Source organism: Maritimibacter sp. 55A14 (assembly GCF_003122205.1).
Lineage (GTDB): Bacteria > Pseudomonadota > Alphaproteobacteria > Rhodobacterales > Rhodobacteraceae > QEYE01.
Genome location: NZ_QEYE01000024.1, coordinates 16,203 through 42,500, shown reverse-complemented (window position 1 = coordinate 42,500; position 26,298 = coordinate 16,203). Strand labels below are relative to the sequence as shown.

Annotated in this window: 24 protein-coding genes and 1 tRNA gene (1 of these 25 cut by a window edge); 9 read left to right on the top strand and 16 right to left on the bottom strand. The window is 66.2% G+C overall.

Going from position 1 to position 26,298, the window contains the following annotated elements; all coding sequences use genetic code 11:
- Together msrP and DDZ14_RS16515 are read right to left on the bottom strand one after the other, a co-directional pair.
- Positions 1-320 carry the beginning of a protein-methionine-sulfoxide reductase catalytic subunit MsrP gene (gene msrP / locus DDZ14_RS16520; protein WP_233252621.1) on the bottom strand. Its footprint begins 610 nt before the window's first position, so only the first 320 of its 930 coding nucleotides appear in the window; the start codon lies at positions 318-320; the stop codon falls past the left edge of the window.
- Between the two features lie 78 nt (positions 321-398).
- Positions 399-1,913, bottom strand: coding sequence for an FMN-binding glutamate synthase family protein (locus DDZ14_RS16515; protein ID WP_109426085.1), 1,515 nt, complete (start codon positions 1,911-1,913; stop codon positions 399-401).
- Between the two features lie 256 nt (positions 1,914-2,169).
- Here DDZ14_RS16515 and DDZ14_RS16510 point away from each other — a divergent pair, with 256 nt between their 5' ends.
- Positions 2,170-2,916 carry an SDR family NAD(P)-dependent oxidoreductase gene (locus DDZ14_RS16510; protein ID WP_109426084.1) on the top strand — a complete coding sequence of 249 codons (747 nt, stop codon included), beginning with the start codon at positions 2,170-2,172 and terminating at the stop codon, positions 2,914-2,916.
- A gap of 57 nt (positions 2,917-2,973) precedes the next feature.
- Here DDZ14_RS16510 and clpB read toward each other — a convergent pair whose 3' ends face one another.
- The gene (gene clpB, locus DDZ14_RS16505) at positions 2,974-5,592 is read right to left on the bottom strand and encodes an ATP-dependent chaperone ClpB (protein WP_109426083.1); all 2,619 of its coding nucleotides are present in this window, start codon (positions 5,590-5,592) and stop codon (positions 2,974-2,976) included.
- Positions 5,593-5,793: 201 nt separating this feature from the next.
- Between clpB and DDZ14_RS16500 the strand changes: the two genes are divergently transcribed.
- Together DDZ14_RS16500 and pyrF are read left to right on the top strand one after the other, a co-directional pair.
- A complete protein-coding gene (locus tag DDZ14_RS16500; RefSeq protein WP_109426082.1) occupies positions 5,794-6,072 on the top strand; it encodes a hypothetical protein in 279 nt (92 codons plus the stop codon).
- Between the two features lie 74 nt (positions 6,073-6,146).
- A complete protein-coding gene (gene pyrF / locus DDZ14_RS16495) occupies positions 6,147-6,842 on the top strand; it encodes an orotidine-5'-phosphate decarboxylase (protein WP_109426081.1) in 696 nt (231 codons plus the stop codon).
- A 22-nt stretch (positions 6,843-6,864) separates the two neighbouring features.
- On the opposite strand, the gene DDZ14_RS16490 is transcribed toward pyrF, so the two are convergent.
- Together DDZ14_RS16490 and DDZ14_RS16485 are read right to left on the bottom strand one after the other, a co-directional pair.
- Positions 6,865-7,152, bottom strand: a complete 288-nt coding sequence (locus DDZ14_RS16490) for an NfeD family protein (RefSeq protein WP_109426080.1) — start codon at positions 7,150-7,152, stop codon at positions 6,865-6,867.
- Entirely contained in the window at positions 7,149-8,045 is an 897-nt protein-coding gene (locus DDZ14_RS16485) for an SPFH domain-containing protein (RefSeq protein ID WP_109426079.1), read from the bottom strand. The genes DDZ14_RS16490 and DDZ14_RS16485 overlap by 4 nt, the downstream gene beginning before the upstream one ends.
- A 145-nt stretch (positions 8,046-8,190) precedes the next feature.
- Between DDZ14_RS16485 and DDZ14_RS16480 the strand changes: the two genes are divergently transcribed.
- Complete coding sequence (locus tag DDZ14_RS16480; protein WP_109426078.1) at positions 8,191-9,444, top strand: DNA polymerase IV; 1,254 nt, start codon at positions 8,191-8,193, stop codon at positions 9,442-9,444.
- A gap of 147 nt (positions 9,445-9,591) precedes the next feature.
- Here DDZ14_RS16480 and DDZ14_RS16475 read toward each other — a convergent pair whose 3' ends face one another.
- A complete protein-coding gene (locus tag DDZ14_RS16475) occupies positions 9,592-10,455 on the bottom strand; it encodes an N-formylglutamate amidohydrolase (RefSeq protein WP_109426077.1) in 864 nt (287 codons plus the stop codon).
- A 153-nt stretch (positions 10,456-10,608) separates the two neighbouring features.
- Here DDZ14_RS16475 and DDZ14_RS16470 point away from each other — a divergent pair.
- Both DDZ14_RS16470 and ykgO read left to right on the top strand, forming a co-directional pair.
- Positions 10,609-10,683: transfer RNA gene (locus DDZ14_RS16470), tRNA-Val, on the top strand.
- Positions 10,684-10,750: 67 nt separating this feature from the next.
- Positions 10,751-10,876 carry a type B 50S ribosomal protein L36 gene (gene ykgO / locus DDZ14_RS16465; RefSeq protein WP_109426076.1) on the top strand — a complete coding sequence of 42 codons (126 nt, stop codon included), beginning with the start codon at positions 10,751-10,753 and terminating at the stop codon, positions 10,874-10,876.
- A gap of 78 nt (positions 10,877-10,954) precedes the next feature.
- On the opposite strand, the gene DDZ14_RS16460 is transcribed toward ykgO, so the two are convergent.
- Both DDZ14_RS16460 and DDZ14_RS16455 read right to left on the bottom strand, forming a co-directional pair.
- Positions 10,955-12,622, bottom strand: a complete 1,668-nt coding sequence (locus DDZ14_RS16460) for a peptidoglycan-binding protein (protein ID WP_109426075.1) — start codon at positions 12,620-12,622, stop codon at positions 10,955-10,957.
- 111 nt (positions 12,623-12,733) lie between these two features.
- Positions 12,734-13,957, bottom strand: coding sequence for a phenylacetate--CoA ligase family protein (locus DDZ14_RS16455; protein WP_109426091.1), 1,224 nt, complete (start codon positions 13,955-13,957; stop codon positions 12,734-12,736).
- Between the two features lie 149 nt (positions 13,958-14,106).
- Here DDZ14_RS16455 and DDZ14_RS16450 point away from each other — a divergent pair, with 149 nt between their 5' ends.
- Positions 14,107-14,919 (top strand): hypothetical protein, encoded by an 813-nt coding sequence (locus DDZ14_RS16450; protein WP_109426074.1) that lies wholly within the window; start codon positions 14,107-14,109, stop codon positions 14,917-14,919.
- Between the two features lie 40 nt (positions 14,920-14,959).
- Here DDZ14_RS16450 and DDZ14_RS16445 read toward each other — a convergent pair whose 3' ends face one another.
- From DDZ14_RS16445 to DDZ14_RS16415, 7 genes are all read right to left on the bottom strand, one after another.
- Entirely contained in the window at positions 14,960-15,784 is an 825-nt protein-coding gene (locus DDZ14_RS16445; protein ID WP_109426073.1) for an ABC transporter ATP-binding protein, read from the bottom strand.
- A 73-nt stretch (positions 15,785-15,857) separates the two neighbouring features.
- Entirely contained in the window at positions 15,858-17,144 is a 1,287-nt protein-coding gene (locus DDZ14_RS16440) for an ABC transporter substrate-binding protein (protein ID WP_109426072.1), read from the bottom strand.
- Positions 17,145-17,216: 72 nt separating this feature from the next.
- Positions 17,217-18,293, bottom strand: coding sequence for a branched-chain amino acid ABC transporter permease (locus DDZ14_RS16435; protein ID WP_109426071.1), 1,077 nt, complete (start codon positions 18,291-18,293; stop codon positions 17,217-17,219).
- Between the two features lie 3 nt (positions 18,294-18,296).
- Positions 18,297-19,283: a branched-chain amino acid ABC transporter permease gene (locus tag DDZ14_RS16430; RefSeq protein WP_109426070.1), complete on the bottom strand. Its 987-nt coding sequence runs from the start codon at positions 19,281-19,283 to the stop codon at positions 18,297-18,299.
- 272 nt (positions 19,284-19,555) lie between these two features.
- A complete protein-coding gene (locus tag DDZ14_RS16425) occupies positions 19,556-19,759 on the bottom strand; it encodes a hypothetical protein (protein ID WP_109426069.1) in 204 nt (67 codons plus the stop codon).
- The gene (locus DDZ14_RS16420; RefSeq protein WP_109426068.1) at positions 19,752-20,570 is read right to left on the bottom strand and encodes an ABC transporter ATP-binding protein; all 819 of its coding nucleotides are present in this window, start codon (positions 20,568-20,570) and stop codon (positions 19,752-19,754) included. The genes DDZ14_RS16425 and DDZ14_RS16420 overlap by 8 nt, the downstream gene beginning before the upstream one ends.
- Before the next feature lie 13 nt (positions 20,571-20,583).
- Positions 20,584-22,557: an AMP-binding protein gene (locus tag DDZ14_RS16415; RefSeq protein WP_109426067.1), complete on the bottom strand. Its 1,974-nt coding sequence runs from the start codon at positions 22,555-22,557 to the stop codon at positions 20,584-20,586.
- A gap of 196 nt (positions 22,558-22,753) precedes the next feature.
- On the opposite strand from DDZ14_RS16415, the gene DDZ14_RS16410 reads away from it, so the two are divergent.
- Complete coding sequence (locus tag DDZ14_RS16410; RefSeq protein WP_109426066.1) at positions 22,754-24,682, top strand: PAS-domain containing protein; 1,929 nt, start codon at positions 22,754-22,756, stop codon at positions 24,680-24,682.
- Positions 24,679-25,389, top strand: coding sequence for a response regulator transcription factor (locus DDZ14_RS16405; RefSeq protein WP_109426065.1), 711 nt, complete (start codon positions 24,679-24,681; stop codon positions 25,387-25,389). Before DDZ14_RS16410 ends, DDZ14_RS16405 begins: the two co-directional genes overlap by 4 nt.
- A gap of 3 nt (positions 25,390-25,392) precedes the next feature.
- Here the strand turns inward: DDZ14_RS16405 and DDZ14_RS16400 are convergent, their stop codons facing one another.
- On the bottom strand, positions 25,393-26,265 hold the full coding sequence (locus DDZ14_RS16400; protein WP_109426064.1) for a LysR family transcriptional regulator: 873 nt from the start codon (positions 26,263-26,265) through the stop codon (positions 25,393-25,395).
- Between the last annotated feature and the right edge of the window lie 33 nt (positions 26,266-26,298).

The following is a 26,298-nucleotide window of genomic DNA, read 5'->3' as shown; positions in this document are numbered from 1 at the left end:
TAGGCGCCGGGCTTGTCCACCAGCCCGTCAATCGTGACCTGCCAGGGGTCGGTCGTCAGCGCATGGGCGTGGCGCGCGGGGTCCGTCTTGCGGGTCCCGAATTCGTAGAAATTATTGTATTGCGTAATGTCGTCCAGGCTGTTGGGTTCCGCGGCGGTGGAATAGCGGCTCGGCACGGCATCTAACCCGGCGCGCGCCGTCCCGCCCAGCATCCCGGCCAGCGCCGCACCACCCGCGCCCGTCATCAGCGCCCTGCGATTCAGCCAGGCTGCCTTCGGGGTCACGTCGGACGGCTTCAGATTAGTCTTGAATCGAAACACGTCGCATTCCTTTCCTTGGCCTCTCGGGACCGTAACATGGTTCAGGATACGCTCAGGGCAAAACATCCCGACGCCGTCTCACGCGATCGTCAAATCCGTTTCGCCGCGCGATCCCGCCCCCTGCGGCGGGAAAATCTCGTGCATCGGCAGCGACCGGCCGCTGTCCTGAACGATGCGCACATGATCGCGGCGCAACTGCCGGGGCTCGGTCACGCCAACAGAATGAGCGATCGTCTCCACCTCGTGGCAGATGCAGCGGGCATAGGCGGCGACCTTGCGGTATTTCACCTCCGGAACCAGCCCCTTCTGGAGCTTGGGATCGTGGGTGGTGATCCCGGTCGGGCAGGTGTTCCGGTTGCACTTGAGCGCCTGGATGCATCCCAGCGCGAACATGAAGCCGCGTGCCGACGTCACGAAATCCGCGCCGGCGGCCAGCGCCCAGGCCACATCGCCGGGATTGACCAGCTTGGCGCTGGCGATCAGGCGGATACGGTCCTTCAGTTCGTACTCCTGCAATAGATCGGCGACCTGCGGCAGCGCCTCGCGGATCGGCATCCCGACGAGGTCCATCAGCGGCATGGGCGCGGCGCCGGTCCCGCCCTCTCCCCCGTCGATGGTGATGAAATCGGGCGCGCTTTCCGCCCCGCGCTCGCGGATCATCGCGAAGAAGCCGCGCAGCGCATCCGGCGCGCCGACCACGGTCTTCATGCCAACCGGCTTGCCTGTCACCTCGCGCACATGGCCGATAAGGTCCAGAAGATCCCCGAAATCATCCACCTCCACATGGCGGTTGGGCGAGATGCTGTCGCGCCCGGCAGGAATGCCGCGGATCTCCGCGATCTCCGGCGTGACCTTCGCGCCGGGCAGGATGCCGCCCTTGCCCGGTTTCGCACCCTGCGCCAGCTTCAGTTCAAACATGCGGACCTGCGGATGCGCCGCCACGGCGCGCAGCCTGTCGTCACAAAGCCGCCCGTCGCCATCGCGCACGCCGTATTTGGCTGTGCCGATCTGGAAGACGATGTCGCAGCCGCCGGAGAGGTGCCAGGGCGACAACCCTCCCTCGCCGGAATTGAGCCAGATGCCCGCCTCCGCCGCGCCGCGCGACAGCGCCTCCACCGCCGGGCGGGAGACCGCGCCGAAACTCATGCCGGAGATGTTGAAGATCGACTTCGCCTCATAGGGCTGCCGGGCATATGGACCGATCAGCATGGGCTGCGTGACGGCGGCCTGTTCCTCCAGCGGCGGGAAGGCCGCGTTCACGAAGATCGCCGTGCCCGGCACCGACAGGTTGCGGGTCGAGCCGAAGGCGATGGTGTTGCCGCGATCCGCCGCGGCGCGCGCCACCCAGTCGCGCTGCGCGCGGTTGAATGGCAGTTCCTCGCGGTCCATGGCGAAGAAATACTGCCGGAAGAACTCCCCCAGCGTGGTGAACACGCCCCGGAACCGGCCGATCACCGGATAGTTGCGCCGGATCGCGTCCGCCGTCTGGCAGCGGTCGAAGACGAAGAGCACGGCAAGCGCCAGCGCCGCCACCCCGATCACGCCGATGAACCCCATGGCCAGAATTTCCAGAACCCGTGTCGCGCTGCCCATGCCGGTCCTTTCCTGACGCGTCGGGCCGGAAACGCGGACCCGCGCGGACAGAATGCGGCCTCACGCGACACGGGGCAACCGCGCAAGGCCCTTGGTGCGCGCCGTTCCGATGAACCCTGCGTGAGCACCGGCACTCACGCCAAGCCTATCCCAGGCGGCGAAGTCACCTGCATGACCAAGGGCGGCACGATGCAGCGCCCTTGACAGCCGGGTTCGGCCTGCGACCCTTCGGGCGGATGTCTGAAGGGAGAAGTCCATGAAAAGTGCATTGGTGACGGGCGCCGCCCGCGGTATCGGCCTGGCGACCGCACAGCTCTTCCTCGAGGAGGGCTGGCAGGTCGCCATGATCGACCGCGACGCGCCGGCGCTCGCGGCGGCCGCGGAGGGGTTGGAGAACGCCCATCCGATCCTCTGTGATGTCTCGCAACCCGACCAGGTGGACAGGATGGCCACCGGCATCGCTGCGCGTTTCGGCGGGCTTTCGGCGCTGGTCAACAATGCCGGCGTGGCCGAGTTCGGACCCCTGCGGGAGACCGATTTCGCGACCTGGCGGCGGGTGATGGAAACCAATCTCGATGGCGTGTTTCTGGTCAGCCAGGCGGTCACGCCCCTGCTGGAGGCCGCGCATGGCGCGATCGTCAACATCGCCTCGATCAGCGGCCTGCGCGCCAGCACACTGCGGGTGGCCTATGGCACCTCCAAGGCGGCGGTGATGCACCTGACGCGCCAGCAGGCCGCCGAACTGGGGGAGATAGGCATCCGCGCCAATTGCGTCTGCCCCGGCCCGGTGCGCACCAAGCTGGCGATGGCGGTGCACAGCCAGGCGATCATCGACGCCTATCACGACGCCATCCCGCTGAACCGCTACGGCTCCGAACGCGAGCTGGCCGAGGTTATCGTCTTCCTCTGCTCGGAGCGCGCCAGCTACGTGACCGGCCAGATCATCGCCGCCGATGGCGGGTTCGAGGCAACGGGCATCGGCCTGCCTGCCCTGCGGTCATGAAAAGACCCGCCCCCGATGCGCCGGGGGCGGGTCCATTCCGTCCGTTTCAGGCCGGGCTTAGTGAACCACGGCGTCCTGCGGCGGGCGGCGGTCAGAACTGCCGACCCGGTCGCCCACGATCAGCCCGTCGGCGCCCGCACTGACAGGAACGGTCTGGCCGTCCATCACCTCGCCCGCCAGGATCATCTCGGCCAGCGCATTCTGGAGCGCGTTCTGGATCACCCGCTTGAGCGGGCGCGCCCCGAAGACCGGGTCGTACCCTTCGTCGGCCAGCCATTTCAGCGCCGCGTCGTCCACCTCCAGCCGGATGTCGCGGCTCACCAGCCGCTTCTCGAGCTGGCCGAGCTGGATCGTGACGATGGCATCCATGTCCTCACGGCTCAGACGGTCGAAGATCACCATCTCGTCCAGCCGGTTCAGGAACTCCGGCCGGAAATGCGCCCGGACCGCATCCATCACGTCGCGCCGGGCGTCCGCCGTGTCGGCGCCTTCGGGCATCTGGCTGAGCGCCTGAGAGCCGAGGTTCGATGTCAGCACGATCAGGGTTTGCTTGAAATCGACCTTATGGCCCTGCCCGTCGGTCAGCACCCCGTCGTCGAGCACCTGCAAGAGCACGTTGAAGACATCCGGATGGGCCTTCTCCACCTCGTCGAAGAGCACGACCTGATAGGGACGCCGGCGCACGGCCTCGGTCAGCACGCCACCCTCGTCATAGCCGACATAGCCCGGCGGCGCGCCAATGAGACGGGCTACCGAATGCTTCTCCATGAACTCGCTCATGTCGATGCGGACCATCGCATGCTCGTCGTCGAAGAGGAACTCCGCCAGCGTCTTGGTCAGTTCCGTCTTGCCGACGCCGGTGGGGCCGAGGAAGAGGAAGCTGCCCAGCGGACGGTTCGGATCCTGAAGCCCCGCACGGGCACGGCGCACGGCATTCGACACTGCCTTGACCGCGGCGCCCTGCCCCACCACGCGGCGGCGCAGCTCGTCCTCCATGCGCAGGAGTTTGTCGCGCTCGCCCTCGAGCATCTTGGAAGTCGGCACGCCGGTCCAGCGTTCGACCACATGGGCGATCTGCTCGGGGCCCACGGCCTCCTCGACCATGACGCCCTCCTCCTCCTGGGTCTCGGCCTCGGAGAGCTGCTTTTCCAGCCCCGGAATGATGCCGTAGCTCAACTCCCCCGCGCGGGCGAGGTTGCCTTCGCGCTTTACCTGGTCGAGCTCGGCGCGGGCGCGGTCGAGTTGCTCCTTGAGATCGCGCGCCGAAGCGAGCTTGTCGCGTTCGGCCTGCCATTGCGCCGTCATCTCGGCGGATCTCTCCTGCAACTCGGCCAGTTCGGCCTCCAGCTTGGTCAGCCGCGCGGCGGAAGCGTCGTCCTTCTCCTTCTTCAGCGCCTCGGCCTCGATCTGCTTTTGCAGGATGTCGCGGTCCAGCGTGTCGAGCTCCTCGGGCTTGCTGTCCACTTCCATCCGAAGCCGGCTCGCTGCCTCGTCAACCAGGTCGATGGCCTTGTCGGGCAGGAACCGGTCGGTGATGTAGCGGTTCGACAATTGCGCCGCCGCCACCAGCGCCGCGTCGCCGATGCGCACGCCGTGGTGCAGTTCGTATTTCTCCTTGATTCCGCGCAGGATCGAAATCGTGTCCTCCACCGTCGGTTCGTCGATGAAGACCGGCTGGAACCGCCGCGCCAGCGCGGCATCCTTTTCCACATGCTTGCGGTATTCGTCGAGCGTCGTGGCGCCAACGCAGTGCAACTCGCCGCGCGCCAGGGCGGGCTTGAGCAGGTTGGAGGCGTCCATCGCGCCGTCCGTCTTGCCGGCGCCGACCAGCGTGTGCATCTCGTCGATGAAAAGGATGATCTCGCCTGCCGCGGCGGTGACTTCGCTCAGCACCGCCTTGAGGCGTTCCTCAAACTCGCCGCGGTATTTCGCACCGGCAATCAGAGCCCCCATATCGAGCGCCATGAGCTTCTTGTTGCGGATGCTCTCGGGCACGTCGCCATTGACGATGCGCAGAGCCAGCCCCTCGGCAATGGCGGTCTTGCCGACGCCGGGATCGCCGATCAGCACCGGGTTGTTCTTGGTCCGGCGGCTCAGCACCTGCATGGTGCGGCGAATCTCCTCATCGCGGCCGATGATCGGGTCGATCTTGCCCTCCGCCGCGGCCTCGGTCAGGTCGCGCGCGTATTTCTTCAGCGCCTCATAGCCTTCCTCGGCCGAGGCTGTATCGGCGGTGCGCCCCTTGCGCAGATCGTTGATCGCTTCGTTCAGGCCCTGCGCACTGACATTGCCCGCCTCCAGGGCCTTCTTCGCCTCCGAGCGCACCATCGCCAGCGCGGTCAGGATGCGTTCGACCGGCACGAAACTGTCGCCGGCCTTGGTGGCGACCTTTTCGGCCTCATCGAGCACGCGCGCCGTCTGGGTGTCGATGTAAAGCTGATCGCCGCCGCCGGTCACTTTCGGCAGCTTGCCGATCGCGGCCTCGACCGCCGCCGCGACGAGCTTGGCGTCGCCGCCCGCGCGGCCGATCAGGTTACTGGCGAGCCCCTGATCATCGTCCATCAGGGCCTTGAGCAGATGCTCCGGCATGACCCGCTGATGGTTTTCCCGCATTGCGATGGTTTGTGCGGCCTGAAGGAACCCACGCGACCGCTCCGTGAACTTCTCGAAGTTCATGGGCTTGTATCTCCTCTGTTAAGCGCCCCTGGCCAGTCTGCCCGCTACGCGGCACAGGCTGTATCGGGCCTCCGGACCTAGATGGTCGCGGCCCGCGCGCCGTTCAAGTCCCCGTGAGTGCCGGAAATTCCCCAACCGCTCCTTAATCCCGCCCAACTTGGCAGGCAGGGATGGGACAAGGACCATGAACAGAGGTGGACAATGCTGGTCAGAAGTATCGAGGTTGCGGATATCACCTACGAGCCGGAAGCGACCTGCTTCAATGCGCGTGTGATGTTCCGCTACGAGACCGGCGACGCGCGCGAGTCCGGGACCGCGCATTTCCACTGCAGGGCGGAACTCGATCCGGGCACCGCGCAGGGCGTCCTGCGGGAGGCGCTGATCGCCCATGCCCGCCGGCAGATGCGCTGGATGCCGGAGATCATGACCGGCGCCGAGGACCTGGTCTTCGCGGAAGACGCCGAATCGCTGGCCGCCTGACAGACGGGCGGCTTGCCCAATCCATCCCCCGCGTTTAGAGACGGCAGAGCCTTGCGGAGAGCGGAGCCTGCCCGATGCCCAGCCCTGATGACCGCCTGATCGTCGCCCTCGACGTGCCCAACGCGCTCGAAGGGCTGGAGCTCGCCGGAAAGCTGGGCGACGCTGTCGGTTTCTACAAGATCGGCTTGGGCATGCTGACTGGCGGCGGACTGGCGCTGGCCAACGAGCTGAAACAGGAGATGGGCAAGCGCATCTTCCTCGATCTCAAGCTCTTCGACATCTCCGCCACAATCGAGGCCGCGGTGCGCGGGCTCGCGGGCTACGGGCTCGACTTCCTGACGGTGCATGGCGATCCGCATGTGGTGCGTGCCGCGGTTGAGGGGCGCGGGGGCGCCGAAACGAAGATCCTCGCGGTCACCGTGCTGACCTCGCTGGACCGGGCCGATCTGGATGCGGCGCTGATCCGTGCGGGCGACATTCCCGATCTGGTGGCCGAGCGCGCCGCGCGCGCCTTCGAGGCCGGCGCCGACGGGGTTATCGCCTCGCCGCAGGAGGCCGCGCTGATCCGCGCACTGCCGCAGGCCGCGGGCCGCCTGATCGTCACGCCGGGCGTGCGCCCCGCGGGTGCCGCGAGCGGCGACCAGAAGCGGGTCGCGACCCCGGCCGCGGCCATTGCGGCGGGGGCGGATCACATCGTCGTGGGCCGTCCGGTCTGGCAGGCCGCCGATCCCCGCGCCGCCGCCCGCGCCGTGCTGGCGGAACTGCCCTGACGGGTTCGGTTTTTGGCGCGTCTCAATCCTCGTTGATGTCACGGTCCCAGATCTTCACCTGACCCTTGCGCACACCCACGACCCGGCGCAGCACGACCCAGACGACAACCGAGACGACCGCCAGGAAGAGCAGGTGATTGGTCAGCGACGCGCCCAGCCATTCCGCCGGCGGCACCTCGCCCCAGAGCACGAGCCCCAGAACCACCGAACCCGCCGCCGTGCCCAGGAACACGTAGCCCGGCACCGCCAGTTCCAGCATCGCAAGCCCCAGGCCCGCGACGATCCACACCCACCATTCCTGCCAGATCATGCGCCCCGTCCCTTCAGCATGCCGAACGCGTCGGCGAAGGCGTCGAGCGCATGGGCCGGCAGCAGAATCGTCTGCCTCCCGTCCCCGTCGCCAACCTTGATCAGCGCCTCAACCTGCTTGAGCGCGATCTGGTATTGCGCGGCCTCCAGCCCGTTCTCGTTGATCGCCTGCGCCACGACGTGCGTCGCATAGGCTTCCGCATCCGCCGATATCCGCCGCGCCTTGGCGGTCTGTTCAGCGGCATAGAGATCGGCATCGGCCGCGAGTTCCACCGCGCGCTTGCGGCCCTCGGCCTCGGTCACCTGTGCGCGGCGCGCACGTTCGGCGTTGAGCTGCTGAAGCATGGCGGCCCGCGTCGCCTCGTCGAGATTCACATCAAGAATCTCGGCCCGCGTTACTTCTATTCCCCAATCCTCGACCATGGCGCGGACATTCTCGCGGATCAGCCCGATAAGCTGGGTGCGATTCGATTGCACCTCGTCCAGTTCCAGCTTGCCGATCTCCGATCGCACGATCCCCGCCACGGTAGTCGCGATGGCCCCGTCCACATCCCGGATGCGGTAAACCGTCTTTTCCGGCTCGATGATGCGGTAGAAGACGCTCGTCTCCACCTTCACCAGCACGTTGTCGGTGGTGATCGCGTCCTGTTCGGCATTGGGCAATTGCCGCTCCAGGATCGAGATGCGGTGCGCCACCCGGTCGAGATAGGGCACGATGAAGTTGATCCCCGGCCCCAGCACCGACCGCAGCCGCCCGAACCGCTCGACCACGTGTTTCTGCGACTGCGGCACGATGCGCACGCCCAACAGGATACCGATCAGGATGAAGGCCGCGAGGAACAGCGCCACCGCATTGCCGCCGATGAAGTCGGCGATCAGATCGAGAGGGTCCATGACATACTCCGGTGATTGAAATCCGCGCACACTATGGCCTGCGAAGGCAGCCTTGGCCAGACGGCCACCCGGTCCGGCGGTATTTTCGCGCGCGGGCGCCGCGCGGGGCCTGCCGCGGGCCGGGGCGCTCTGCTATAGTCGCGCCATGCCCACCCTCTGCCGCGACTGCCTGACCCGTTTCGAGACCGGACCGCGCTGCCCCGCCTGCCGCAGCCCGCGGGTGCTTTCGCATCCAGAACTTTTCAGCCTCTCCATCGCCCATATGGATTGCGACGCTTTCTATGCCTCGGTCGAGAAGCGCGACAATCCCGACCTCGCCGACCGCCCGGTGATCATCGGCGGCGGCCGGCGCGGCGTGGTGTCCACCGCCTGCTACATCGCCCGCATCAGGGGCGTGCGGTCGGCCATGCCGATGTTCAAGGCGCTCCAGCTCTGCCCTGAAGCCGAGGTGATCCGCCCGCGCATGTCCGTCTATGCCGAGGTCAGCCGCGCCATCCGTGCGATGATGGAGGATCTGACGCCGGCCATCGAGCCGCTGTCGCTGGACGAGGCGTTTCTGGATCTGGGCGGCACCGAGCGGCTGCACGGCGCGCCGCCCGCGGTCCTGCTTGCCGGGCTGGTGCGCCGGATGGAGGCGGAGCTGGGCCTGTCGGGCTCGGTCGGCCTCAGCCACAACAAGTTCCTGGCCAAGATCGCCTCCGATCTCGACAAGCCGCGCGGCTTCTCGGTCATCGGGCGGGCCGAGACGGCCGACTTCCTGCGCGACAAGCCGGTGCGGATGATCTGGGGCGTCGGCGCGGCGGGGCAGGCCGCGCTGGACCGCCACGGCATCCGCAGCTTCGCCGACCTGCTGCGCTGGAAGCGCAAGGATCTGCACGCCGCCTTCGGCTCGATGGGCGAGCGGCTCTGGCACCTGGCGCGCGGTCAGGACGCACGCCGGGTGTCGCCCAACGCGCCGGTCAAGAGCATCTCCAACGAGACCACCTTCGCCGAGGATACCGGAGACGCGGATCTGCTCGACGGCCATCTCTGGCGGCTGGCCGAAAACGTGTCGGACCGCGCCAAGGCGCGGCGGCTGGCGGGCCGCGTCGTGGTGCTGAAGCTCAAGCGCGCCAATCACAAGCTGCTGACCCGGCGGCTGAGCCTGCGCGAGCCCAGCCAGATGGCCGACCGCATCTACCGCACGGCGCGCGATCTCTACGATGCGCTGCACGATCCGGGGCCGTGGCGGCTGATCGGCGTGGGGATCAGCGATCTGGTCCCCGAGACCCGCGCGGACGTGTCGGGCGACCTGCTCGACCCCGGCGCCGCGCGCCGCGCCGGGGCCGAACGCGCCACCGACGCGATCCGCGCGCGGTTCGGCTCCGATGCAATCGTCAAGGGGCGCGCGCTGCGCTGAGAACGCCGGTCGCCGCCTGAATTGATATTGCGAGATTGCTTGCCCCGCCGGACGAACCGGATCGCAACCGATCCGGAAGGGGGCGCCTGTTGGGCGGGAACATCAATGCATGGATGTGTTCCCGCCCACCACGCAAGGACATAGCCCCTATTCCGCCGCCAGCGGCGCCTGGCGCTGCCGGCCCATCGCCGCGATCTGCGCCACGACATTGGAGATCAGCGCGCGGAACGGTTCGAAGTTCGCGTTTTGACGCACCTGGCGCTCGTCCATGTAGAGCGCACGGTCGATCTCGATCTGGATGACATGCTGGCGCCGCGCGGGTCGGCCATAGCTCTGCGCCACATAGGCCCCGGCGAAGGGTGCGTTGCGGCTGACATTCAGCCCCGCCTCGCGGAAGAAAGCTTCGACCTGCTCGATCAGGTAGCTTGCGCAGGAGGCCCCGAACCGGTCGCCCAGCACGACATCCGGGCGCTGCGCCCCGCGCGCCGTGACCCCGTCCAACGCCTCGCGCGGCATCGAATGGCAGTCGATCAGGATTGCCTCGCCATGCAGCGCCAGGCTCTCGTCCATCAGGGCGCGGAGACAGGCGTGGTAGGGCCGGTGATAGAGGTCGATGCGCCGTTCGGCCTCGGCCCGGCTGATCTTGCCGCGATAGATCTGGCGGCCGTTGGAGACGACCCGCGGGATCACGCCCAGGCCCGACGCGACGCGCGGGTTGTGCGCGGCGGGGCGCACATCCTCGATCACCGCCGGGTCAAGCTCGTCGACGCCACGATTGAGGTCCAGATAGGCACGCGGCGCCGTCGCAGCCAGAAGCGGCGCGCCCATTTCCGGGGCCCGGCCGAAAAGCACATCCACGAAGGCGTCCTCCGACGACCGGATCGACCGTTCGTCCAGGCAACTCTTCCGCAGGAAGGCCAGCGGATAGTCCCGCCCGCTATGGGGTGAGGAGAAAACCACGCTGGTGGTGCGGTTTTCGGGCAGGATCAGGCGATAGGGCTGCTGTGGCATCCAGGGGCTTCCTTTCACCGTCCATATAGCCGCATTTCGGTGATTGCCAAAACCCCTTGAACCGCCCAGCGACTCCAATTATAGACCGCCAGACCAGCGTGGAGCCGCGCCGGTGCGATCCCCGTATCGGAACGGCTCTTTTCTTACGTTGATGGGCGCGTAGCTCAGCGGTAGAGCACTACGTTGACATCGTAGGGGTCACTGGTTCGATCCCAGTCGCGCCCACCATCGGCAGAGACCACGCGACCCGAATGCAACCCAGGCGCACGCGCGCCGCGAAACCGGAGGACGACCCATGAAGGTCAGGAACTCGCTTCGCTCGCTGAAGAAACGGCACCGTGACTGCCGTGTCGTGCGCCGCAAAGGCCGCGTCTATGTGGTCAACAAGACTCAGCGACGTTTCAAGGCCCGTCAGGGCTGAACGGGCCCGACCCGTTGCGAAAGAGGCCGCCGGGGCATCGCTCCGGCGGCCTCTTTCTTGGCGCGTACAGCGCCTGCATCACTCGTTGAATATGCCGGCAGCCGCACCGGCCAGCATGCGAGAGGTCAACGCGGCGCTGACATAGCCGGTGATCTCAAGCCCGTTCCTTTCCTGATATCGGCGGATCGCATCGCGTGTGCGCCCGGTAAACTCGCCGTCGACCTGGCCCGGCTGGTAGCCCAGCGCCGCGAGGCGCCGCTCGATAAGCGTGCGCGACGTTTTTGAGAGCCCCATCGCACGTTCCACTTCCTCGGGGCTTCGGGCCGCAGTCCCGTCGCTGCCGTCCGGATCGAGTTCCGCAAGCCGCGTCTCGGCCTGCAATGCAAAAGCGCCGTCGGGGTAGCGGTCCAGGTACCGGCGATAGGCCTCGGCGGTGTTCTCGCGCCGCACCTCCCGCCAAAGCCCACGCTCCTCGCGATCGAACCCCGTGCCCTCGCGGGCCTCGATTTCGTCGAGTCTGCCCTCAGCCACGCCGGAAAACAGACCGTCGGGATAACGTTCGAGATAGGCTCGCAACCCGGCAGCATCGCCCTTCTTGCCGGTTTCTTCCCAATAGGCGCGCTCCTGCTGCTCCTCGCGTTCGCGCCTGGCGCGTTGCTCGTCCTCGGCCTCGGCACGCCTGCGGTCGGCTTGCGCCTCGATCCGTGCGATCTGATCGGCTGTCAAATACGAGGTAGGCTCCTCGCCATTCGCGCTCTGCCATGCCTGAATCGCACCGCGTGTTCCGGCCCCGAAGACACCTTCGGTGCCGCGGGTGTCATAGCCCAACTCGACCAGGTTCTCCTGGATCGCGTGCCGGGTCGCGCGCGAGAGCTGCAACCCGCGTTCCGCCTGCTGCGCCTCGCGGCGCGGGGCGTCGCGCATTTCCTGGATACGATTGCGGGCATCGGCGGCGAAACGGCCGTCTGGATAGCGGTCGAGATAGGCATTGTAGGCGTCTTCGGTATCGACGGCTTGCGCGGCGGACCAGAAGCCGGCCTGCGTCGCGTTCCGCTCAAGCTCGGCATCCCCGGTGCGGTCCCCATCGGGTTCCGGCAAGAAATCCGTTTCTGCGGCAAGAAATCCTTCGGCCGTCAACCGGTCCTGACTTTCCAGCGCCACGGCGAGGCTGCGCCCCCGCACCGTCAGTTCTTCCGCGGCGAAACGCGCGATGCGGTCCGCTGGGCCCCGTATCACCGTCACCCCCTGCGGGATATCCAGCCTGCCAATCCCCGGCTCCAGACCCTCGCCGGGTTCGAATTCCGTATCGTCATGGCCAAGCAGGATCACGGCGCGTCCGGGTGTTCGCGCGGCGATCTCCATCACCGTTTCAAGCGACAGGCCCTCGGCACCGACCCGCGCCAGACCCGGTGCATCCGCCCCCGTACCCAGGAACCAGCTGTCATGCGCGGCCCGCGCGAAGCGGCCCGAAAGCAGGACAACGGCAGGACCGGATCCGTCTTCGCGTTCCAGCAAGCGGTTCAGACGGGCGCGCAACGTGTCCGCGTCGAGATTGGCCCCCGAGATCACGGTGAACTCCGCGTCTTCCAGCGCCGGTACGGCGTCGAGGGCGTCGGCCGCATCCGGCATGCGCGGGGCCTCGGCATAAGCGTCGTTACCGACAACAAGCGCGCTGTTCGCCAGGGCAATCCCCGGCGCCAGGGCAACAAGAAGTGCGGCGGCGGCAGTGGTGAATTCAAGACGCATGTCATCCTCCCGAACATTGCAATCGGGCCTCCGGCCGCATCGCCGGCGAACCCCTGTCCGAAAGACACAACGCGAGAGACGGCCTGAAGGTTTCGCAACCGTACCCGCGGATCAGTCGTAACTGCGCCGATCTTCGATCACCTTGCCGTCGTTGGGCAACGCGCCCGGCGGGCAGATCTCGATGGTGCCGCGCAGTTTCAACGCCTCCATGACGCTCTGCTCGTAGCGTTGCGGATCCGTGGCGTCGGTTTCCACTTGCACCGTCAAGATATCCATCTCCCCCTGCCGGGTGGCGATCACGCGCGCCCGTGCGACCTCGGCATGGCGGGAGACAAAATCGGCGACCTGCTCCGGACGCACGAACATGCCCTTGATCTTGGTGGTCTGATCGGCGCGCCCCATCCAGCCCTTGATTCTGGTATTGGTGCGCCCGCAGGGGCTTTCCCCCGGCATCACCGCCGAAAGATCGCCGGTGGCGAAACGGATCAGCGGATAGTCGGGATTGAGCGTCGTCACCACGACCTCGCCGACCTCGCCCTCGGCAATGGGCGTACCGGTTCCGGGCGTCACGATCTCCACTATCACACCCTCGTCCACGATCAGCCCTTCCTGCGCCGCGCTCTCGTAGGCGATGTTGCCCAGATCGGCGGTGGCGTAACATTGCAGGCAGGCGATGCCGCGATCGGCATATTCGCGGCGCAGCGACGGGAAGAGCGCGCCGCCCCCGACCGCCGCCCGCGTCAGCCCGCCGACATCGAGGCCCATCGCGTCGGCCTTGTCGAGGATCACCTTCAAATAGTCCGGCGTGCCGGCATAGGCAGTGACGCCGATATCGGACATGGCGCGGGCCTGCAATTCGGTCTGCCCGGTACCCGCTGGCAGGACGGTGGCACCCACGGCGCGCGCGCCGCTCTCGAAGATCATCCCCGCCGGGACGAGGTGATAGGAAAAGCAGTTCTGCACGATATCGCCGTTGCCAATACCGCAGGCATGCAGGAAACGCCCCATGCGCCACCAGTCGTGGCTGGTGCGGCCGGGCTCGTAGATCGGACCGGGCGACTGAAAAACATGCTCCTGAGCGGCGGCAGGATCCTGGGTAAGACCGCCGAAGGGCGGATGCGCCGCCTGCGCGCGACCGATTTCGGATTTCCGCAGCACCGGAAGCGCGGCAAGATCGGCGATGCCGGTCACTGCGTCGGGCTCCACGCCAGCCAGAAGCGACGCCATCCCCGCAGTCGCCTTGGCGCGCGCGATCTGCGCGGGCAGCGCCACGGCGAGCGCTTGCTGTCGCTCATCGGCGCTGCGGGTCTCCAATGCGTCGAAATGGCTGCTCATGCGCGCGCCCCCTTCCTTGTGACAATGCAGATGCGGCATAAACTCGCATCTCGCAAGTATACCGTTGTATACCTTCTGTGATTCGCTGTATCGGCGGTAGACTGCTTGCGGCTGCCCGCATTTTCTTCTGAACGATTCCGGAACACGCCATGCCCCGCTCGATTGACGACCGCATCCTGTTTCATGACGACATCGAAACGATGGAGGTCGATTTCTCCGGTTATGCCTTCCCGAACTCCGCCTCGGTCAACCGCTTCTACGACCGGATCGAGGAGCGGATCGCGGAGACCGGCGAAGAACAGTGGTTCTTCCTCGTCAACTATTCCGGGCTGTGGATCGAGCCCGACGCCTGGGGCGCCTTCGCGCGGCGCGGCAAGGAACTCAACAAGGCGCATTCGCAGGGCTCGGTGCGCTTCGACGTCGGCGAGGAAACCCGGCGCGAGATCGAGCGCGCGGCGGAGACGGAAGCCTTCGACCCAAATCTCTTTGCCGACCGCGAGGCTGCGCTCAAGCGTATCGACGAGTTTCCGACCCAGCGCCGCAGCCAGACCGTGCATGTGCCCAACTACGGCCCCGAGGACCTGCGCCGCCGACTGCGCTTTCTCCCGGATACAGAAATCATGGACATAGATTTCAAGGACATGACCTTCGAGCATTCCGGCGACGTTCATGCGGTCTACGACTTTCTGGAAGCCGAAGCCGGCAAGACCGGGCGGAAATGGTATTTCCTGGTCAATTACGAGAACTGCCGGATCTTCCCCGAAGCCTGGGTGTCCTACGCCAGCCGCGGCAAGCGGCTCAATCTCGGCTGGTCGCTCGGCTCGGTCCGCTACGCGCCGGGCTCGGAAACCGAACAGACGATCCGCATGCGCGCGGAAAGCCAGGATTTCCGCCCCAATATCCGCAACACCCGCGAAGAGGCGCTGGCGCGGATCGAGGAACTGAAGCGCGAAATGGTCTGACATCGGATCTACCGGCACCCATGCGTGACGCCCGGCCGCATCAGCTCAGCCAGCGCTTGCGCCGCCGGTAGCTGCGCACGTCGCGGAAGCTCTTGCGGCCCTCCTCGGCCATACCGAGGTAGAATTCCTTCACATCCGGGTTTTCGCGCAGCTCCTTGGCCGGGCCGTCCATCACCACGCGGCCCGATTCGAGGATATAGCCGTAATGCGCATAGCGCAGCGCCACGTTGGTGTTCTGCTCGGCAAGCAGGAAAGACACCCCCTCCTCCTCGTTGATCTTCTTCACGATGCCGAAAATCTGCTCCACCAGTTGCGGCGCGAGTCCCATCGACGGTTCGTCCAGCAGGATCGTCTCCGGCCTGCTCATCAGCGCCCGCCCGATGGCGCACATCTGCTGTTCACCGCCCGACGTATAGCCGGCCTGGCTCTTGCGGCGTTCCTTGAGGCGCGGAAAATAGTCATAGACCATTTCCAGATCCTTCTGGATCTCCGCGTTGCCGTCCTTGCGCGTATAGGCGCCTGTCAGCAGGTTCTCATCGACTGTCAGGTGCTCGAAACAGTGCCGGCCCTCCATCACCTGGATGACCCCCTTCTTCACCAGATCGGAAGGGCTGAGATCCTGCACCCGCTCGCCGCGATAACGGATGGAGCCCTTCGTGACCTCGCCCCGCTCGGAATGCAGCAGGTTCGAGATCGCCTTGAGCGTGGTCGTCTTGCCCGCGCCATTGCCGCCGAGCAGCGCGGTAATCCCGCCCTTCGGAACCGACAGGCTGACCCCTTTGAGAACGAGGATCACATGGTTGTAGATTACCTCGATATTGTTGACTTCCAGCAGGGTCTCTTGCGTGTGTCCGGCGTCGAGCATCTGTCCGTCCCGTTCAGAGTAAATGGCCAAACCAATATGCGCCCCGGCCCGAAGGCCGAGGCGCGGGTCGCGCTTACTCGCAGCGCAGTTCGATGTTGTTCTCCTTGGCGTAGGCCATGGAGTCTTCCTGGACCAGCGGCTCGATCACCGAATCGTCGGACTCGATGAAACCGGTGATCAGGTTCCACTCCTTGGCGCTGGCGTCCCACTGCTGGATCATGCCCACGCCCGGTCCGCCGTGGTTCTCGCAGGTAACCTTGAAGCTCGGTCCGAATCCGGGCAGGCCCAGTTCAGTCATGCGCTCTTCGGTGATCTCCAGCGCTTCCATCCCATCGCGCATCATCGCCGCCGTGATGTCGGCGGTGCCGTGGAGATCCTGCGCCGTGCGGGCCGCTTCGGCCGCCAGCATCGCGGCGTACATGCCGCGCGAGTAGAGCACCGTACCGATCTGGTCGCCCGCGCCGGCCGCCCGACCCTTGTCGTAGACATGGGCCTTCAGGTCTTCATAGATCGGGTAGTCCATGCCGGTGCCGTGCATCGCCAGCGCCTTGTAGCCGTTGGCCGCGTCGCCTGCGGGCAGCACGTCGTTTTCCGAGCCCGACCACCAGACGCCGATGAAGTTCTCCATCGGGAAGCGGATATTCGCGGCTTCCTGAACCGCAACCTGGTTCATCACACCCCAGCCCCACATCAGCACGTAGTCCGGCCGCTCGCGGCGGATTTGCAGCCATTGCGACTTCTGCTCCTGGCCCGGATGGTCCACGGCCAGCAGGGTCAGTTCATAGCCGTGCTTCTTGGACAGCTCTTCCAGCGTGCGGATCGGCTCCTTGCCGTAGGCCGAGTTGTGGTAGACCAGCGCAAGCTTCTTGCCCGACAGGTCGCCGCCATTGATCTCCAGCAGGTGCTTGACGATGATCGACGCACCGTCCCAATAGGTGCCGGGATAGTTGAACACGTGGCTGAAGACCTTGCCGTTCGCCGCCGAGGTCCGTCCGTAGCCCATCGTGTGCATCGGGATGTCGTCTTCGGTCACTTTCGGGATGAGCTGATAGGTGATCCCGGTCGAGAGCGGCTGATAGACCAGCGCGCCTTCGCCCTTGGTGGCCTCGTAGCACTCCACGCCCTTTTCGGTGTTATAGGCGGTCTCGCATTCGATGACCTTGGCCTTGACGCCGCCGATGCCCCCGTCGCGCTCGTTCAGGAGCGTGAAATAGTCGGCATAGCCGTCCGCGAACGGAATCCCGCCCGCCGCGTAGGCACCGGTGCGGTAACTCAGCGATGGGAACACGAGGTCCGCCAGCGCCGGGCCTGCGGCGAGGCTCGCCGCGACAGCTGCTGCTGCCAGTCTTGTCAGTTTCATGGTCTCTTCCTCCCTTGGATTATGACCGTTGGATTTCCGGTTGCCCGGTTCTCTTGAGTGCGCCGTCCCCGCCTAGTGCGGGAAGGGCCAGAGTCTGAGTTTCTCCTTGATCGTGCGCCACAGCGCCGCGATGCCGTGCGGCTCGGCGATCAGCACGAAGATGATGAGCCCGCCGACGATCATCAGTTCCAGATGCGCCGCCAGGTCGGTGGGCCAACCCAGCCCGCCCACGAGCACGTTCTTCAGCAGGACCGGGAAGAGCACCATGAAAGCCGCGCCCGCGAAGGCGCCGAATATCGAGCCCAGCCCGCCGATGATGATCATGAAGAGCGCGAGGAAGGATTTCTGAATCCCGAACGCCTCGCCCACCTCGACCGCGCCAAGATAGACCGCGAAGAAGAGCGCCCCGGCCACGCCGATGAAGAAGGACGACACCGCAAAGGCGCTGAGCTTGGCCTTGAGCGGGTTCACCCCGATGATCTCGGCCGCGATATCCATGTCGCGGATTGCCATCCAGGTCCGCCCGAGCGTGCCCCGCGTCAGGTTGCGCGCCACCCAGGCCAACACCACGACGAAGCCCAGGCAGATCGCGTATTGCGCCCAGGGCGCGGTCGCGGCACCGGTGACGGGAAACCCGAATACCGTGCGTTCCGGCGCGCTGATCTGGCCGGAGGCCGAGTAGTTGTAGAACCACGGCACCCGGTTGAAGAGCCAGACCAGGAAGAATTGCGCGGCCAGCGTGGCGACTGCCAGGTAGAAGCCCTTGATCCTGAGCGACGGCAGCCCGAAAAGCACACCCACTGCGGCGGTCACGAAGCCCGCCAGGATCACCACGAAAACGATGTTGAGGTCGGGAAAGGACGTCATCAGCTTGTAGGCGGCATAGGCGCCCACCGCCATGAACCCGCCGGTGCCCAGGCTCACCTGCCCGCAATAGCCCACCAGGATGTTCAGCCCGATGGCCGCGATCGACCAGATCAGGAACGGCACGAAGACCGCGTTCGCCCAGTAGTCGTTGACCGCGAAGGGCAGGATCGCCAGCCCGACCGCCATGACGAAATAGTAGCGGTAGCGGTCGAACTTGATCGGGAAGGTCTGCGCGTCCTCCGCATAGGACGTCTTGAAATCGCCTGCCTCGCGGTAGAACATCGCCTAAACCCTCTCGATGATTTTTTCGCCGAAGAGCCCCTGCGGCCGGAACACCAGGAAGACCAGCGCCAGCACATAGGCGAACCAGTTTTCCGTGGCGCCACCCACCATCGGACCCACGGTGAACTCGAAGAGCTTCTCGCCCACCCCGATGATCAGCCCGCCCACGATGGCGCCGGGGATCGACGTGAAGCCGCCCAGCATCAGCACCGGCAGCGCCTTGAGCGCGATCAGCGACAGCGAGAACTGCACCCCCGACTTGGTGCCCCACATGATGCCGGCAACCAGCGCCACCAGCCCCGCGATCGACCAGACCAGAACCCAGATGAAGCGCAGCGACACACCTACCGACAGCGCCGCCTGATGGTCGTCGGCCACCGCGCGCAGCGCCCGGCCCTGCTTGGAATACTGCGAGAAAAGCGTGAGCGAGATCACCAGGATCGCGGCGATCACGGTCGCCACGATATCGAGCTTGTCGATGAAGAATCCGTAGCCGAACCATTCATAGGTGACGGTGTCGATGACGGGCGAGATACCTTGCGGCAGCCCCACATCCAGATTCTTGATATCCGAGCCCCACATGATGTCGCCCAGGCCCTCGAGGAAATAGGCCAGGCCAATCGTCGCCATGAAGAGGATGATCGGTTCCTGGTTGACGAGGTGCTTGAGTACCAGCTTCTCGATCAGGATCGCCAGCAGCACCATCACGCCGAGCGTCAGCACGATGGCGATGATTGCCGGCAACTCGAAGCCGAAGCCGTGGATCTCGGTCCCGAAGGTCGCGTTGATGAGATGCGAGAATGGCACCTGTCCATCCTGGAAGCCCACGAGCGTCAGCGCCGCGAAGAGCGCCAGCACCCCCTGGCTGTAGTTGAAGATGCCCGACGCCTTGAAGATCAGGACGAAGCCCAGCGCCACCAGAGAGTAGAGCACCCCGGTCATCAGGCCGTTGAGCGCCACCTCCGTGGCGAATATCAGTTGCTCAGGCATCGCGGCCTCCCGCTTTCAGATCACGCTTCAAGGTCGGTCTCCTCCACCTGATAGAGCGGGCCTTCGCCGGCGGCGCCGGCGTCCCGGATCGTCACGTCGATGCGCGGCTCGCGCCAGATCGTGGAGCGCAGGAGGTCCCCGCACCCGCGTCCTCCAACCGCTTGTAGCGCCCGCCGGCGGTGGCGCGGTCAACCCAGTCGCGCGCCTGCGGCCCCGGTGCGCCTTCGGCGTGCAGGCCGCAGCGCGAGGGCCCGTCAAGCGCGGTTTCATCCTCAATGGCATAGCGCCCCCGCCGGGTCGACCCAACGGCCGTCCTGGCGCCTCAGCCCCGCCAGATCGGCCATGTGCACGTTTTCCACCGGGGTCAGGCAATGCCGCTCGAATGCCGCCCAGAGCCCGTCCCCGCCGGCCGCCGCCGGACCGGCGCCGACGGCCAGCGCCGCCGCGGCTAGGCACAGGCGCAGAGCCTCAGTCATGGGCGACCCCCAGATAGGCGTCGATCACTTCGGGGTTCGCGCGCACCTCGTCAGGCGTACCGTCGCCGATCTTCTTGCCGTAATCCATCACCACCACACGGTCGCTCAGATCCATGACCACGCCCATGTCGTGCTCGATCAGCGCGATCGTGGTGCCGAACTCGTCGTTCACGTCGAGGATGAAGCGGCTCATGTCCTCCTTCTCCTCGACGTTCATGCCGGCCATCGGCTCATCCAGCAGCAGCAATTCCGGCTCGGCCGCAAGCGCCCGGCCCAGTTCCACCCGTTTCTGGAGCCCGTAGGGCAGCCGGCCGACGGGCGTCTTGCGGATATGCTGGATTTCCAGGAAGTCGATGATCTTCTCGACCTGCTCGCGGTGCTCGGATTCCTCGCGCTCGGCACGGCCCCACCACAGCGCCTGGCTGAACATGCCGCTCTTCATGTGGGTCAGCCGCCCGGTCATCATATTGTCGAGCGTCGTCATGCCCTTGAAGAGCGCGATGTTCTGGAAGGTCCGCGCCACGCCCTGCCGCGCCACCTCGTAGGGGCGCATTGTCGGGCGCCGCGCGCCGCGGAACCAGACCTCGCCCTCCTGCGGGTGGTAGAAGCCGGAGATCACGTTGAGCATCGAGGACTTGCCCGCGCCGTTGGGCCCGATGATCGCGCGGATCTCGCCCTCGCGGATGTCGAAGGAGATATCCTGGATCGCCATGACCCCGCCGAAGCGCAGGGTGATGTTCTTCATCTCCATCAGCACGCCGCCGATCTGGCGGCCGTCCGGGGTGGTGTAGCCCTCGGCGTTGTCTTTCATGTCTTTCATGCCCTTATTCCGCCGCCACCTTCTGCGGCGTCACCGGCACAGTGGCCGCGTCGCGCAGCTCCAGCGTCGCCTTGATCTTGCCCTTGCGCCCGTCCTCATAAGTCACTTCGGTCTCGGTATAGATGCTCTTGGAGCCGTCATAGAGCGCCTCGATCAGGTCGGCGAACTTCTCGGCGATGATGGCGCGGCGCACCTTGCGGGTGCGCGTCAGCTCGCCGTCATCCGCGTCCAGCTCCTTGTGAAGCACCAGGAAGCGATGCACCTGGCAGCCCGACAGCATCGGATCCTCGGCCACGCTCTTGTTGGTCTCCTCGACATGCTCCTGGATCATCTCCAGCACCCGCGGATGGCCCGCGAGTTCCTGGTAGGAGGCATAAGCGATGTTGTTGCGCTCCGCCCAGTTGCCCACCGCCGTCAGGTCGATATTGATGAAGGCCGTGCAGCGGTCGCGGCCCGCGCCGAAGACCACCGCCTCCAGGATGTTGGGATAAAATTTCAGCTTGTTCTCGACATACTTGGGCGCGAACAGGCTGCCATCGGCCATCTGCCCGACATCCTTGGCGCGGTCGATGATGCGCAAATGCCCGGTTTCCTCCTCGAAGAAGCCGGCATCGCCGGTGGCCACCCAGCCTTCCGCGTCCTTGGTCTTTTCGGTGCTTTCGGGGTTCTTGTAATACTCCACAAAGACGCCCGGCGAGCGGTAGTAGATCTCGCCACTGGGCTCGATCCTGACCTCCACGCCGGGGCTCGGCACGCCCACCGTGTCGGCGCGCACCTCGCCATCGGGCTGCTGCGCGATGAAGACGCTGGCCTCGGTCTGGCCGTAGAGCTGCTTGAGGTTGATACCCAGCGAGCGGTAGAAATCGAAAATCTCCGGCCCGATCGCCTCGCCCGCGGTATAACCCACGCGGATATTGGTGAGCCCCAGCGTGTTCTTGAGCGGCGCGTAGACCAACTTGTCGCCCAGCCAGTAGCGGAGCCGGTCGCCGAAAGAGACTTCCTTGCCGTCGAGGATCTGCGGCCCCACCCGGCGCGCCACCGCCATGAAGTGGTCGAACAGCCATTTCTTGATCCGCCCGGCATCCTCCATGCGGATCATCACGTTGGTCAGCATGGTCTCGAAAATCCGTGGCGGCGCGAAATAGTAGGTCGGCCCGATCTCGCGCAGGTCGGTCATCATCGTGTCGGGGCTTTCCGGGCAGTTGACGCAGAACCCCGTCCAGTAGGCCTGACCGATGGAGAAGATGAAGTCGCCCACCCAGGCCATCGGCAGGTAGGCCAGAACCGAGTCCTTTTCCGACAGATGGTCGAATTCCGAGGTCACGCGGGAGGTCTCGATGATGTTGAGATTCGACAGGATCACGCCTTTCGGCCGGCCGGTCGTGCCCGAGGTGTAGAGCATCACGCAGGTGTCATCGAGACCCAGCGCGTCGCTGCGCTGCTGCAACTCCGCCTCGAAGCGGCTATGCGCGGCGCGGCCTTCCTCGGCGACGTCATGCAGCCAATGCAGGTGCGAATGGTCGTACTTCCGCAACCCGCGCTTGTCCTGATAGAGGATATGCGTGATCGCGGGCAGCCCGTCCTGCACCGAAAGAACCTTGTCCACCTGCTCCTGGTCGCCGCAGACGACGAAGCGCGCGCCGCAATGATCGAGGACATAGGCCATCTCGTCGGCGGCCGCGTCCTGATAGAGCGGCACCGGGATCGCGCCGCACATCTGCGCGGCGACCATGGACCAGTAAAGCGCCGGACGGTTGCGCCCGATGATCGCGACATAATCGCCGCGGTCGATGCCCAGCGCCATCAGCCCCATCGCGAGCGCAGTGATCTCGTCCTCGGCCTCCGCCCAGGTCCAGCTTTGCCAGATGCCGAATTCCTTTTCGCGGCAGGCCGGCCGTTTGCCGAACTGCCTAGCATTCCGGGCCAGCAACCTGGGAATCGATACCAGATCGCCCAAAGCCTCAGCTCGTTTCGCCAAGTGTTATCCTCCCTGCACCGGTTCGCCGGTGGTCCCGATCCGGTCTTCCTGCCGAATCCGAACGTATCGTGACACGTTCTCAGTGACCGTCAAATTTTTCCTGAGTTTTGCCCGAATGTAACGAATTGTAACGGGCTACTTTCGCTCCCATTTCGCGCGACATGATGCTAGCGATAGACCCGGTGGAGGAGGAGATATGCAGGACGATCGCGCGCGCACCGCCCGGCTGACCCGCGCCGGTCTGAACCTGATCCAGCAGGCGTTGACCATCTATGACGCCGATCTGCGGCTGGCAGTCTGCAATGCACGGTTTCAGGAAATGTTCGACCTGCCAGAATGGCTGGCGACGCCCGGCGCGCGCTTCGAGGACACGATCCGCTATCTGGCCGAGCGCGGCGATTACGGCGAGGTGCCCGACCTGGAGGAGTTTCTCGCCTCCCGCGTCGAGATCGCCCGCGCCTTCGAGCCCCATTACATGGAGCGCACCCGGTCCAACGGTCGCACGATCAGCGTCGAGGGCAGCCCGCTGCCACAGGGCGGATGGGTCACAGTCTATACCGACATCACCGCGATCAAGCGGCAGGAGGCACTGCTTTACAGTCACTCCGCCGAGTTGTCGGAAAAACTGGTCAGTTACTCCGAGGAACTGGCCCAGACCAACCGCCAACTCGCCGCCACGATCAGCGCGCTGGAGGAAGCCAAGCGCGAACTGACCGAGATGGAAGCCCGCACCCGGATGACGACCGAGATGATGCCGGCTCATATCGCCCATCTCGACCTGTCGGAACGCTATACCTATTCCAACCGGCGCCTGACTTTCGTGATCCCCAACCGGCCGCAGGACATTCTGGGGCTCACCGCGCGCGAGGCGCTGGGCCGCCACGCCTATGCCCAGGTGAAACCCTATATCGACCGGGCCTATGCCGGCACGTCCAGCGTCTTCGAGTTCACCCATGAGGACAGCGGGCGGCGCATCCGCGGCGCCTTCACGCCCGACCTCGATGCCGAAGGCCGGGTCTGCGGCGTCTACATCCTGTCAATGGACGTGACCGAGGAAAGCCAGGCCCGTGCCGCGCTCAGCCAGGTGCGCAAGCGCGAGTTGGCGGCGCAGCTCACCTCGGGGCTGGCGCATGACTTCTCCAACCTGCTGACGATCATCCTGGGCATGCAGGGACGGCTTGGGAAGCTGGAGGGCCTTCCGGAACCGGCCCGCGAGATTGCCACGGCCACCCGCGCCGCGGCGCTGCGCGGCGGGCGGCTGCTCGATCGGCTGGCGGACATCTCCGGCCGCCGGGATCTGCGGCCCGGCCCGGTCGACCTGCCCGCGCTGCTGCGCGATATCGGGGCGCTGGCCAGCCCGTCCCTGCCCGCCGACGTGACGCTGGAGGTCGAAACCGGGGGGCTGGAGACGCCGCTCTTGCTCGATGCGAGCAGCCTTCAGGATTCGCTCCTCAACCTGGTGCTGAACGCCCGCGACGCGATCGGCGCGGCCCCCGGTACGATCCGGCTGACCGCGAATCCGATGCGCGACACCTGGGTGGAGATCGCGGTGGAGGATACCGGCCCGGGCTTTTCCGAGGAGGCGCTGGAGCAGGCGCTCAACCCGTTCTACACGACCAAGGGCGGCGAGGGCTCGGGGCTGGGGCTGGCGATGGTCTATGACAGTACGAAACTGGCGGGCGGGCGGGTCATGCTGACCAACCGGCCCGGCGGCGGCGCGCGCGTCGTCCTGCGGCTGCCGCTCCGGCCCGTCGCCGCGCATGGCACGCCCAAGCTCGTGCTGCTGGTCGAGGACAGCCCGGATATCCGCGTCACCGTGCGCGAGATGCTGCGCCGGCTGGGCCATACGGTGCTGGAGGCCGAAAGTGCCGAGGAGGCCGAGGCGCTGGCCGAGATCCCCGATATCGATCTGGTGCTGACCGACATCACCCTCGCCGGTACCCGCAGCGGGCTCGATCTGGCCGAAGCCCTGGCCGCCCGCGGCACGGCGGCGGTCCACCTGATGACCTCGCTGCCGGCGCGGGACGCCAAGCGGCAGGCCGCCGCCCGCCGCTTCCCGCTGCTCGCCAAGCCTTTCACCGAGGCCGAATTGGCCGCAGCCCTCGGGCGGAAGGCCGCCGAATGACCGGACCCGCACCGCTTGTCACCATACTCGACGACGAGCCGCAGATCCGGCGGATGCTGGCCGACGCGCTGACCGAGGCCGGGTTCCGGACCGAAAGCTTCGGGCGCGCCACGGAATTCGAGGCGGCGCTGTCGCACATGTCGCCCGCGATCTGCCTGGTCGATCTCGGCCTGCCGGACCGGGACGGGCTGGCGCTGGTGCACCGGCTGGCGCTGGAATCGGGTGCCGCGGTCATCATCGTGTCGGGCCGCGCGCAGGTGCAGGACAAGGTGACGGGGCTGGAACTGGGCGCCGACGACTACATCATCAAACCCTTCGATCCGGCCGAGGTCGTGGCACGGGTGCGCGCGCTGCTGCGGCGTGGTCGGACCGCGCCTGACAGCCGCCGCAACGCCGCCCGGTTCAATGGATGGACCGCGCATTTCGACCGCTACATCCTGCAAGCCGAGGATGGCGAGGAAGTGCCGCTCAGCCATGCCGAGGGCGAGGTGCTTCGGCTCTTTCTCGACAGCCCCAAGCGGCTCATCACCCGCAACCAGATGCAGGAGACGCTGGGCGGCGCGGCGGGCGAGAGCTTCGACCGGGCGATGGATGTGCGCGTCTCGCGGTTGCGCACCAAACTGCGCGAGGACCCGAGGAACCCGCGGCTGATCAAGACGATCTATGGCGCGGGCTACATCTTCCTGGGCGACGTGACCTGGGGCTGAGGGTCAGGCCACGAAATCGGCCGCGTGCGAGCGGAAGAAGGGCAGCAACACTTCCTTGAAGGCGCGCACCTTGGCCGAGGCCTTCATGTCGCGATGCGAGAGCAGCCAGATATCGGCATAGGGCTGCGGCGGCAGGATCGGCACCGGCACGAGGCCCGCCATGCTACGGCCGATGAAAACCGGCATCCGCGCCACGCCGAGCCCCGCCTGCGCGGCGGCAATAATGCCGGGCATGTCGTCGAAGCGCAGGCGGATGCGCGCATGCGGATAGGCGTCGAGCGAGGCGCGCGGCGGTTCGCGCCAATCCGGCAGCCCGATCCAGTCTATCATCGCTTCGGGATCGTCGCGGATGCGCGCGGCAATCCCCGGCGCCGCGAAGGATGCCGTCTGCTGGCGCGTCAGCCGCTGGCCCACCAGCGCGTCGCCCGGATCGTTGCTGACCCGAATCGCCAGGTCGGCCTCACGGCGGTTGAGGTCGAGCACTTCGCCCGCCGCACGCACCGTCAGCTCGATCTGCGGGTGCTCGGCGATGAAAGCCTCGATGACATGGCAAAGATGCGTGGCTATCAGAAGCTCGGGCGCGGTCACGGTAAAGGGGCCGACGAGTTCGCGCTCGCGCCCGCCGAGGTTGCGGCGCAACGCGAATTGCGCGGCTTCCATGGTCTCGGCGTGACGCGCGGCCTCACGCCCCGCCGCGGTCGGCGCATAGCCGCCCGGCAGCCGGTTGAAAAGCCGCGTGCCGAGGCTGACCTCGGCGGCCTCCACCCGGCGGGCCACCGTCGTGTAGCTTACGCCCAGCACCCGCGCCGCGCCGGCCAGCGATCCTTCGCGCACCAGGTGCAGCACCGAGCGCAGATTGTCCCAGTCTTCCCTCATACCATGCAGTTTCGCACATGACTCATGCAGTTT